Origin of the sequence: Marinobacter sp. AC-23, from assembly GCF_001858325.1 — a bacterium.
In the GTDB taxonomy this organism is placed as follows: domain Bacteria; phylum Pseudomonadota; class Gammaproteobacteria; order Pseudomonadales; family Oleiphilaceae; genus Marinobacter.
The window spans coordinates 1-9,623 of the sequence record NZ_MBPP01000074.1; the positions used below are offsets into that span (position 1 = coordinate 1).

The window sequence follows — 9,623 nt, forward strand, 5'->3', positions numbered from 1 at the left end:
GCTGGCCTTTAGCCTTCCCATTGATCTGGCTACAACATTCCCCTGACCCTGCTTTCGTTGCTCATTGCCATCGCCTCCTCAGCACTCGCACTTTATCTGGTGTGCCAAGACAAGTTGCCTTTCGGGCGACTGTTATCGGGCGGCATTCTGATGGGGCTGGGCATTGCTTCCATGCACTATACCGGCATGGAAGCAATGCTCATGAATCCGTACATTTTTTATGTACCCTGGTTGGTTGTGCTATCCATCATTATCGCCATTATTGCCTCCCTGGGAGCCCTTTGGCTGGCTTTCCGCCTGCGCGAAGAAGCCAAGCGAGCCACTGTTAGCCGCATGGGTGCGGCTCTGGTTATGGCTGCGCCATTATCGGAATGCACTACACGGGAATGGCTGCTTCCAAGTTCCCCCTCAACAGTTTCTGTGGTGCGGCTAACAGTGGTATCGATACAAAATGGTTGGCCGTGCTGGTCATCATTGTGAGCCTCGCAGTTTTTGCCATTGCGCTTATTGTGTCAATGCTGGATGTACGCACGAACCGACTGTCCAACTCACTTGACGACGCCAACAATGAGCTGATCAAGCTGGCCCTGCACGACAACCTGACCCGCCTACCAAATCGTGTCCTTCTAAGTGATCGCCTGGAGCAGGCGATACACCGGGCCCAGCGAAACCATAGCGAGTTTGCAGTGCTCTTTCTGGATCTGGACGGCTTTAAGGCTATCAACGACATGCACGGTCACCATGTGGGAGATCTTTTGCTAAAAGAAGTCTCTCACCGCCTTCTGGTAAGCAAGCGTGAAGGGGACACGGCTGCAAGGCTTGGGGGGGATGAATTTGTAGTGTTACTGGAGCCCAGCACACCGGGAATTTCCGCCGCTTTTGCACAGCGCTTGATTGATACAATTGAACAGCCTTATGAGGCTTCGAATAATTTCCTTCAAATATCGACCAGTGTCGGTATCGCCATTTACCCCCAGGATGGTCAGACCGAACATGAGCTGATGATCAACGCCGACGCCGCCATGTACCACGCCAAAAAGCAGGGTCGCAACGGCTACTGTTTTTTTGAGCACGGTATGAATGCCGATGTGCACCTGCAAATGCAGATGCAACAGAACCTGCGACAGGCGGTCGATCGCAACGAGCTGGTTTTGCACTACCAACCCAAAGTGATCGCACCAAACGGTCCCATGACCGGAATGGAAGCATTACTGCGTTGGCAAAGCCCTGATTACGGTTTTCTGTCACCAGACCGCTTTTTGCCGTTGGCCGAGAGCTCAGGACTGATCGTCCCCATTGGCAATTGGGTCATCAACGAGGCCTGCCGGCAAATGAGGGTTTGGTACGATCAGGGCCATCGGGACTGGACTATGGCGGTGAATCTCTCCGCTGTTCAGCTGGAACACGACAGCTTGGTGGAGGTTGTTCGCTCGGCGTTAACGCAACACTCGCTGGCACCCTCACACCTGGTACTTGAAATCACCGAGTCGACTGCCATGCGCGATGCCGAAGCCAGCCTCAAAGTGCTAAACGAACTGTCTGCCCTTGGCGTGTCCATTTCCATCGATGATTTTGGCACGGGTTACTCAAGCTTGCTCTATCTGAAACGCCTGCCAGCCAATGAGCTGAAAATCGACCGCGGCTTTATTACCGAGTTGGCCCAGGGCAACGACGATGAAGCGATCATTCAGGCAATCATTGCTCTGGGTAAAACGCTGGGAATGAGGATTGTCGCAGAAGGTGTTGAAACATTGGGCCAGCAGGAGCTGCTGACGCGGCTGGGCTGCAACACCTTGCAAGGCTACCTGTTAGCCAGGCCCGCCGCGCCCGATGCATTGCTCGAAACAATCACTCTCCTGGCCGAACGCGCTGAGCCAACTCTCGTTACTACTTAACGCGTAACCCGCTCTGATATTCAGCCAGCTTTCGGGCTAACCTGCGTTGGACCTGCAGGGGCGAATTGCCCACTTTTACCCTTGCCCACATACTCAACAGCGCCGCCGGACTTTAAAAAATCAGCAGTCTGCTTCTCAATCATGGCAGTAGTTAATGTCGCTTTTGCGGGTGTCTTACTCATTATATTCTCCAAGTTAACTGTTGCTTATTTACCAACGCCAAACCTCTATGATATTCCAATTAGGAAATAATTGTTTGGAATAGGCAGCGAAAACCAAACTCGAAAAACCTAAATGGGAAAACCGGGACAACTCCGCTTTTCGTTGGTTAATAGCGACGCAAAAAATCGCGATAAAGCCGGTTATTCCAGTCCTGAACGATGATCTGGGATCTGAACAATTGCCACAACTCCCACGAATAAACGATCAAGAGCAAGATGACTCCCGGCCAAACCAACCCAACCAAGAAACAGCCAATCGCAACAAACAGAGCACCAAGATCAAACAGCCCCCATTGCCAGCGCCCCAGATAAAAATGATGCAACCCGGCGATAAAAAACCAGTTCAATGCGGCGTATGTATCCGGATCTTTAACTGCTTTCCCGGCTTGTCGATAGAATTCTGCCCGCTTATCTTCTGAAAGCTCCCGAATCGCCTTTCTGAGCGACTCTTCCTCAGCATCAACCTCTTCTTGCTTCAGCATGCTCAATATCCCACGTTACCGGCTCGATGCATTTACAGATCACGTCAGGCCTGTTGCACCTTCGAAGACGGTGAAGCGTCAATGCCAGCCCCTTGCGAAGACCGAATTTCCGAATGGCCTCCTCAGAGTATGCAGAGCAACTCGGTTCAAAGTTGCAGTCGATGCCAAACCATCGGGTACCGCCTCCAGTGCGGCGATAAAACCCGATGGCCTTCAGAGCCAGCGCTTTCAGCACTTGTTAACGCCCCAACGTAACAATCACAGCTTCACGCTGCCAAAACAGCCAGAAGCGCTTCATCTCCAGAACCTGGAATACAACCTGCCAACCTTCAGAAGCGTAGCGGTTTAATTCCGCTTCAATCTTCTTTAAAGGCAAGCCGGAGGAACCCAGCAGCAACGTCCCACAGCCACCCTCTGCGATATGGACCATCTTGTATTCGGTATAATGTTTAACCGTCATAACATCTCCTTTTTTAAATAAACCTGTCGGCTACCAGATAAGCGGCCGCAAAGAGTTCAACAAATTAAAGCCCAATTGCTGCCGCAAAACGCTCGCTTCCGGGGCAACAAGCAGCCAACCCAGAGCACCCAGATTGGCGAGGACCGCCAGCCAGAAAACAAACTGATAGCTCCCCTTTCGTGTTTTGTGCCGAAAAACCTGCTGGGCCAGAAGCGCACCGGGCCAGCCACAGCAAAGCTCAAAGACGTGCAACGTTTTTTCGGCCGTGCGTTGTCCACCCCGCTGCGCCGCCCGCTTATCAATCCAGTACATCACAAACAACACCAGACTCACCCCGCCGTAGGCCGCCAGGATAGAGACCGGCAGATTACCTCGATGGAACAAGCCCGCCAGAATGGAGAAAAACACCAACACTACAGCAGCCGCCACCCAGACTCCCGGAGCAATGAAACCAAACCCCTTGGCGTCGTTCCATGCAGTGAGTAATCCTTTCTGCTTCAAATCTCTTCTCCCTTAAACCAGGGCGGTTTGATCAGGCCCGCAATGATAGCAAGAGGTAACAGATACCAGAGTGCGGCAATAAGGAGCTGGTAAACCGGGCTCAAATCCATTTCTCAGACATCCTTGTTATGCACCCTTGAATCAATCTGATGTGAAACATAAATCAGTCTTTGATTCGGTGCCTTAGGATTTTTGTAACTCCGGCCAATGGAACATCAGGCCTCCCTGGCTTGTCTGAGCATCAACTTCGCATTGATACTTAAGATTATATGAGACGTATACTGGTTGGGCTTTGATTACCAACCAATGCATGCAGTCCGAGGTACCCCGGAATGATTAAACCCCTTCGATGGCTCATCAGAACCACAGTATTTTTGTTGGTTCTGTTGGCAGGCCCCGCACTGATCGCGGCCTGTAGCAGTCAGTCTGGCCAGAGCTGGCGTGACACCGATCGCTCCAGCGCAGGCATTGCGCCACTACCCGGCCAGACCGAAGAAGCTGTTGTACAGGTTTATGGTGCCCGAGCTTATAATTGGCGCGGCAATTTTGCGGTCCATACCTGGATTGCGACCAAGGCGCGCGGGGCATCCACCTACGAGGTTCACGATGTCACTGGCTGGGGTCATAAGGCGGTGCGGTCCCGCCCCGGTGAGCCGGATACCGCTTGGTATGGCAACCCGCCGATGTTGCTGGCAGATCTCCGTGGTGAGAAAGCGGACGCCGCCATCATCAATATCCGGACAGCTATCGACGCCTACCCCTTCCCGAATGAATACAAAGCCTGGCCTGGGCCCAACAGCAATACCTTTGTAGCTTGGGTAATCCGGCAGGTACCCGAACTGGATGTTGCCCTGCCCAACATTGCCATCGGAAAAGACTATCTCGCTGACGGAGTATTTGCGAAAGCGCCCAGCGGTTCGGGCTACCAGTTCTCCCTCAATGGATATTTCGGCCTTATGGCGAGTATCCGGGAGGGTGTTGAACTGAACATACTCGGCCTCAATATTGGTGTTGACCCTCTGGCTTTGGCCGTCAAATTACCCGGCATCGGGCACATTGGCCTGCGCGATCCCTGGATGGATCGCTCAACGTGGCACAAAGCCCCGGTTATGGAGCAGGTTTCAGATGCCAATTGACGGGAAGCGATCAAGCACTGTGTATACCGAACCATCGGCGCTCTGTTTGCTCTCAAAAAGCGCAAACAGATCCACCTGAAACGACCCGAAAGCCGTTTCCCCCATACTCGGCCAGCAAGCCCTGAACCAAACAGGGCTGGCGCTTGAATCTGGACAGGGTGATATGGGGGCGAAAAGCCTGACTTTCAGTTATCAATCCGAGCTTCTCCATTTGGCCTTTAATCGGAAAAACCGGGACAGATCTATTTTTCAGCCTGCGTGCGATATAACAGGAACTGGAAAGGCTGAGCACGTGTTGAAGGCGGGGTTATTATGGACTGCCAAATCATCGATACGCTGTCTGGCTGCAACAGTTCAAAGTAAGCCATTACAGATTGGCTTCTCGCTCGATGAACATCCTGATGTACAACAGGTAACCCGAAAACAAAAAGAGCGGCGCCGTATACCAAAGGTACGCCAGCTTACCCGCGCCCATACGGTAAAGCACAATTACAATGACAGCACTGACAATGCAGCTTGCAGGCACGGAATACATGCCAGAGTCTAACACTGAGGAATCAAACGGCGTGGGCCGGTGAGTCGTGCCCACGGCACTGAACCCGAATACCACCAACATAAACAGCATGTACGCCAGAAGACATTGCCCAATGGTGCCTGCAACCACCCATCCCAGAGTCATCTTTTTTCCTTTTTCTAGAGGATTGCCCGGCAACTACCCAACGATTGTGCCATCAGATACTCACAAAACGCCTTCACATCAGGATTAGTAAACTCACTGGAAATAAACTCTCCCGGAATCAGCCCTTCATCCCATCGCGACGTAACCAGAGTATGCGGGTACACGTTACCGTCGCCGGGATAAATCTGCACCTCGGCTTGGGTTTGATGAATATAGAGATCGCGAAGTTCTTTGGTGCAACGAAGCGCGCTGTGGTCATCGCGGATAACGCACTGATAGCCCTTCCCGGTGAAAAACTCACTGCCTACAGATAACAGCGTACTTGTGCTCAAAACAGACGAGGACGTCGGATGAATGGTTTGGGAGACATCTTTGGCGATATTCGTGCAGCCGGCGATTAACGACAGTAATAGCAGCGTCAGCACCCTGAACGATCTTACAAGAGTGCACTGAAACAAGACCGCTGGATTCTTTTGAATAGGCATCACTTTGGTTGTAACTCTTAAAAGAAAACCATTATAGCCAGCATCTGCGCTGACTCCAGAAGAGGAACGCGCCAGGCCTGTCGCGGCCCTGCGCCTTATGCAATAATGATATAACAGAAACCAAAAATACAATATTATTAGGAAATGCAAGTATGAAAAGGATTTTAGTGTGCACCCTCGTTTCAGCATTGATGGTTGGCTGCGGAGGTGGTGGCAATGGAAGCAATCTGGAATCAGTCAACGAAGATGCTGGGTCGCCTGGGGAAGGCGAAGATAACGGGCCCGTAACGCCAGGCGATCAGATCACAGCACTTGAGGGCACTTGGAAGAAGCAATGCGGAAGAGTTGATGGCGAACTACACTACGATATCGTAACCGTAACCTTTACCCGCGGCACATACACCACAAGTATCGAGAACTTCATCGATAGCGGTTGCTTGACCCCGTTGCCGGAGGCTCCAAACCCTGTTGCATCAGGCAATTTCTCACTGGGTGAAGATGTATTGCTGAGTGACGGCGTCACCGCTACTGAACTCAACACGCAGGTTACGCGGTTCAATGGTGCCGACTTCGAAATCAACGAATACGATATCGTTTACATCAATAACAATATTCTCTACACATCAATAGAATCAGGCAGTTCGCCAGAGCTGCGGCCAACCAGCCTCAACTATAACCGCCCATTCGACCGGCTGAACTAGGCTTATTGATCCAACCGGGGCAGGTCTGTCCCGGGTACCGTGTACGAGGTGGGTTACATGATTGGCCAGGGCAAGCCCGCACTCGGGTTCACCCTGGATAGCCGGCACTACCGGGAACGGGCAGTACCACCGGCCTGGACGCCATGGGCCATACAATCGAGGACTTTGAGCTGAGTGATAACCTGATGATTGAGGGCGGCATCCGCGAATCCGGCGGGCAACTCTTTGTGGCTGAGCAGCCAGGCGAGCACCCGTTTTTCTCTGCAGAGCTGTTCCACCGCTGCGTTCAGGCGCTTACCTGTCATGATCACTTCCGGTTAAGTTAATTTTTTATTAAAAAACTCAATAGTACGTTGCCATGCAAGCTCTGCGTTTTCTTCATCATATCGGGCGGTCGAGTCATTATGAAAACCATGGTTAACCCCCTTATACATATACATTGTGTATTCCACATTATTCGCTTTTAAATCTTGCTCGTACTCAGGCCATGTATCATTAACGCGTTTATCCAATTCACCCAGCTGTATCATGAGCGGTGCTTTAATATTTTTACGTAAGTTTTCGCTTGCAGGCGTACCATAAAACGGCACGCCGGCGCTCAGAAGCTTGGATCAACCGCCGCCAGGTAATTTACAACATAACCACCAAAGCAAAAGCCAACAGCGCCTAATTTTCCATTGCTATCAGGGTGCGACTTTAAATAATGTGCAGCGGCTACGAAATCATTTTGTATTTTCGCCCTGTCCATCGTTTTTTGCATTGCACGGCCTTCATCGTCGTTACCCGGGTACCCCCCTAAAGGAAATAACGCATCCGGCGCAAAGGCTATAAAACCCTCTTTAGCAAGTCGTCTTGCCACATCTTCGACATAAGGGTTCAAGCCCCGGTTTTCGTGTATCACCAATACAACAGGAAGCTTACCCTCCACATTTCTCGGAACAACGAGATAACCCCTGCCTTTGCCATGTCCATCAGGCGAGTCAAATTCTTCGTACGTTGCCTTTATATCTTCATCATTAAACGATACCTGCTCTGCGAGGGCATAATCAGGCAATAAGGCGGAGGTTAATACACTGATAGAAAAGCCAAGAACAGCCAACCCACTGAGCTTTCGCATAAAAGTACGTCGATCGATCAAACCATGAGCATATTCATCATACCAATCGAATGCTTCCTGAGGGATATGATCTGATGTTGGCGTATTCATAACTGATCCTCGGTTTTAAACACTTACTGACTTTGTACCATAGCGTAACAACACTAAAACTGGCAGTTTTCGTGCTTTGTACTGGGTGATTCAGCAGGCCTGCACCGATATGGGCGCATGACGGTTTGGCAAGAAACCGGAAAAAAGCTTGGCCAACGAGATAATATGGCGCCATCAAGTTCATCCAGAGAGTGGGTATTCAAATGGAATTAAAAAAATTTTTAGCCGTTAGCGCAGTCAGCTCCGCAATTTTTCTAAGCGCCTGTGCAAATACACCCGGGGCCACCGATAACGATGTGACAACGGAAAACCTGATACGTGGCGGCGAGTGGGTTGTGGACGATATAAGTGGCAAAGGCATTATCGATAGCTCTCGTGTCAGCATCGTGTTCATGGAAGGCAATAAGGTAGGGGGTAGCTCATCCTGCAATCGTTACAGCGGAGAATACCAACTCAATGGATCCGAATTTACCGTTGGCGAAAATATGGCATCTACCCGAATGGCCTGTGCGCCGGCGCTGATGAATCAGGAAGAATCTTTTTTGAAGCTGCTCATGCATGTGAACCAGGCGCGCTTTGGCGATCACGGCGAATTGCTGTTGAGCACCCCGGAAGGAGAAACTATCCGCGCTTTCCAGTCGTCACCCAAGCCGTAGCTTGGACAGGTACGCGTGAGCTCGCTGGAGCGCATCTCGCGAGCGCGCATTGGCATGGCGTCGATACGGCGGAAAATAGCGTCAAGATCGAGATGGGAGTCCCGGCTTTTGATGCCGCCGTCCTTGCCTATCAACAGGACCCGGCCATCCGAACGCGACTCTTCCAGCACAGCCTTCACGTCACACTCGAGGCTACTCGAAACAGATTGCTGATTCGAAACCACACCCGAACCAGTGCTTACAAACCAGACAATATCACGGTCATCCACTTTGGCCCGGACACCCCTGAGCGTTTCAATCTCACCGCCATTCTCACTGGCTGCTTGCACCAGAATGAGCCGGCTTTTCCACCGGTAGTCGTTCAACCTGTCCATGTCAGCCCCGTGAGCGGTCAGTGTAATCAGCGAAAGCATCACCGCCAGAACGGTTTTGATTCTAGTAACGAAAAAATTGAGACTCATTTCTTTGCCCCGACATCGTTCGCTCAAAAAATACGAGCGTCTGTACCCACCTGATCATACGAACGGCGACAAGAAATCTCTCACACCTGTTGGAGGGCTGGCTATTCTGGGGCTATCGCTACTAAGCGAAAACCGGGACAGCCACAGAAAAGCTCAAATAGGTGCAACGTCTTCTCAGCCGTACGTTGCCCACCCCGATACACCGCCTGCTTATCAATCCAGTACATCACAAACAACACCAGGCTCACCCCGCCGTAGGCAGCCAAGATAGAGACCGGCAGATTACCGCGATGGAACAGGCCACCAAGAACGGTGAAAAACGACCGCTCAACACTCTATCGCCGGACGGGGCTACCCAATTACCCATACTGGGCATTATTTTACCCAATATGGGTAATTACAAAATTTACCCTGCGGTAAGTGCGACCACGGCCCGACTGATTTCTTCTGTTATTTCCATGAGACTTGTCACCAACGCTTCATCTACCTCGTTCGCATCTACCGCCTCATGGTGTCTGGCGTCAACTATCTTGTCCGGTCCGCGACAACTATGATGGCCGGTTGGGTGGTCTTACTTTTTACTCTTTCCAGCCTGCTTAAGCTGTTGCTGTCGTCGGTAGCTTTCCCCCTCTAATTCGATAATCGTCGCGTGGTGTATGAGTCGGTCTACGGCCGCTACGGTCATCATGCTGTCCGGGAAGATCTGATCCCACTCGCTGAATGGCTGGTTGGCGTGACA

Annotated in this window: 14 protein-coding genes and 2 pseudogenes; 5 read left to right on the forward strand and 11 right to left on the reverse strand. The window is 51.4% G+C overall.

The features are described 5' to 3' along the window. A pseudogene (locus BCA33_RS17900) lies at positions 1-1,895 on the forward strand (EAL domain-containing protein); the annotation flags it as partial. A gap of 20 nt (positions 1,896-1,915) precedes the next feature. Here the strand turns inward: BCA33_RS17900 and BCA33_RS20570 are convergent. The 5 genes from BCA33_RS20570 to BCA33_RS17915 form a co-directional block, all read right to left on the reverse strand. Next, positions 1,916-2,077, reverse strand: a complete 162-nt coding sequence (locus tag BCA33_RS20570) for a hypothetical protein (protein ID WP_175469832.1) — start codon at positions 2,075-2,077, stop codon at positions 1,916-1,918. 146 nt (positions 2,078-2,223) lie between these two features. After that, positions 2,224-2,598: a hypothetical protein gene (locus BCA33_RS17905; RefSeq protein WP_071267997.1), complete on the reverse strand. Its 375-nt coding sequence runs from the start codon at positions 2,596-2,598 to the stop codon at positions 2,224-2,226. Beyond that, positions 2,576-2,833 (reverse strand): membrane protein insertion efficiency factor YidD, encoded by a 258-nt coding sequence (gene yidD / locus BCA33_RS22940; RefSeq protein WP_139173053.1) that lies wholly within the window; start codon positions 2,831-2,833, stop codon positions 2,576-2,578. Before yidD ends, BCA33_RS17905 begins: the two co-directional genes overlap by 23 nt. Positions 2,834-2,836: 3 nt before the next feature. Further along, a complete protein-coding gene (locus BCA33_RS17910) occupies positions 2,837-3,058 on the reverse strand; it encodes a DUF4177 domain-containing protein (protein ID WP_071267999.1) in 222 nt (73 codons plus the stop codon). Between the two features lie 30 nt (positions 3,059-3,088). Then, complete coding sequence (locus tag BCA33_RS17915) at positions 3,089-3,559, reverse strand: DUF1294 domain-containing protein (protein ID WP_083394818.1); 471 nt, start codon at positions 3,557-3,559, stop codon at positions 3,089-3,091. A 332-nt stretch (positions 3,560-3,891) separates the two neighbouring features. Between BCA33_RS17915 and BCA33_RS17920 the strand changes: the two genes are divergently transcribed. After that, the gene (locus BCA33_RS17920; protein ID WP_071268001.1) at positions 3,892-4,695 is read left to right on the forward strand and encodes a DUF3750 domain-containing protein; all 804 of its coding nucleotides are present in this window, start codon (positions 3,892-3,894) and stop codon (positions 4,693-4,695) included. 367 nt (positions 4,696-5,062) lie between these two features. On the opposite strand, the gene BCA33_RS17925 is transcribed toward BCA33_RS17920, so the two are convergent. Then, positions 5,063-5,374 carry a hypothetical protein gene (locus BCA33_RS17925; RefSeq protein WP_071268003.1) on the reverse strand — a complete coding sequence of 104 codons (312 nt, stop codon included), beginning with the start codon at positions 5,372-5,374 and terminating at the stop codon, positions 5,063-5,065. A gap of 14 nt (positions 5,375-5,388) precedes the next feature. Next, complete coding sequence (locus BCA33_RS20050; RefSeq protein ID WP_254774586.1) at positions 5,389-5,799, reverse strand: hypothetical protein; 411 nt, start codon at positions 5,797-5,799, stop codon at positions 5,389-5,391. Positions 5,800-6,011: 212 nt separating this feature from the next. Here BCA33_RS20050 and BCA33_RS20335 point away from each other — a divergent pair, with 212 nt between their 5' ends. Together BCA33_RS20335 and BCA33_RS22335 are read left to right on the forward strand one after the other, a co-directional pair. Then, on the forward strand, positions 6,012-6,560 hold the full coding sequence (locus tag BCA33_RS20335) for a hypothetical protein (protein WP_139173054.1): 549 nt from the start codon (positions 6,012-6,014) through the stop codon (positions 6,558-6,560). A gap of 143 nt (positions 6,561-6,703) precedes the next feature. Then, the gene (locus tag BCA33_RS22335; protein WP_254774587.1) at positions 6,704-6,886 is read left to right on the forward strand and encodes a hypothetical protein; all 183 of its coding nucleotides are present in this window, start codon (positions 6,704-6,706) and stop codon (positions 6,884-6,886) included. Here BCA33_RS22335 and BCA33_RS17940 read toward each other — a convergent pair. Next, a pseudogene (locus tag BCA33_RS17940) lies at positions 6,878-7,767 on the reverse strand (dienelactone hydrolase family protein). The gene BCA33_RS22335 and the pseudogene BCA33_RS17940 sit on opposite strands and share 9 nt — an antisense overlap. Before the next feature lie 203 nt (positions 7,768-7,970). Here BCA33_RS17940 and BCA33_RS17945 point away from each other — a divergent pair. Continuing rightward, positions 7,971-8,423 (forward strand): META domain-containing protein, encoded by a 453-nt coding sequence (locus tag BCA33_RS17945; protein ID WP_071268009.1) that lies wholly within the window; start codon positions 7,971-7,973, stop codon positions 8,421-8,423. On the opposite strand, the gene BCA33_RS20060 is transcribed toward BCA33_RS17945, so the two are convergent. The 3 genes from BCA33_RS20060 to BCA33_RS17955 all read right to left on the reverse strand — a co-directional run. Next, positions 8,351-8,884, reverse strand: a complete 534-nt coding sequence (locus BCA33_RS20060) for a DUF4174 domain-containing protein (RefSeq protein ID WP_083394820.1) — start codon at positions 8,882-8,884, stop codon at positions 8,351-8,353. The two genes, BCA33_RS17945 and BCA33_RS20060, sit on opposite strands and share 73 nt — an antisense overlap. Positions 8,885-8,985: 101 nt before the next feature. Beyond that, positions 8,986-9,132 carry a DUF1294 domain-containing protein gene (locus BCA33_RS22595; protein WP_368087269.1) on the reverse strand — a complete coding sequence of 49 codons (147 nt, stop codon included), beginning with the start codon at positions 9,130-9,132 and terminating at the stop codon, positions 8,986-8,988. 323 nt (positions 9,133-9,455) lie between these two features. Then, a partial coding sequence (locus tag BCA33_RS17955; protein ID WP_175469834.1) for an ATP-binding protein occupies positions 9,456-9,623 on the reverse strand: 168 nt, incomplete at its 5' end.

What these genes read in the sequence shown, in the direction of transcription:
- BCA33_RS20570 (WP_175469832.1), bottom strand. Translation starts at nt 2,077, where the DNA reads ATGAGTAAGACACCCGCAAAAGCGACATTAACTACTGCCATGATTGAG.
- BCA33_RS17905 (WP_071267997.1), bottom strand. Translation starts at nt 2,598, where the DNA reads ATGCTGAAGCAAGAAGAGGTTGATGCTGAGGAAGAGTCGCTCAGAAAG.
- BCA33_RS17910 (WP_071267999.1), bottom strand. Translation starts at nt 3,058, where the DNA reads ATGACGGTTAAACATTATACCGAATACAAGATGGTCCATATCGCAGAG.
- BCA33_RS17920 (WP_071268001.1), top strand. Translation starts at nt 3,892, where the DNA reads ATGATTAAACCCCTTCGATGGCTCATCAGAACCACAGTATTTTTGTTG.
- BCA33_RS17925 (WP_071268003.1), bottom strand. Translation starts at nt 5,374, where the DNA reads ATGACTCTGGGATGGGTGGTTGCAGGCACCATTGGGCAATGTCTTCTG.
- BCA33_RS20335 (WP_139173054.1), top strand. Translation starts at nt 6,012, where the DNA reads ATGAAAAGGATTTTAGTGTGCACCCTCGTTTCAGCATTGATGGTTGGC.
- BCA33_RS22335 (WP_254774587.1), top strand. Translation starts at nt 6,704, where the DNA reads ATGGGCCATACAATCGAGGACTTTGAGCTGAGTGATAACCTGATGATT.
- BCA33_RS17945 (WP_071268009.1), top strand. Translation starts at nt 7,971, where the DNA reads ATGGAATTAAAAAAATTTTTAGCCGTTAGCGCAGTCAGCTCCGCAATT.
- BCA33_RS20060 (WP_083394820.1), bottom strand. Translation starts at nt 8,884, where the DNA reads ATGAGTCTCAATTTTTTCGTTACTAGAATCAAAACCGTTCTGGCGGTG.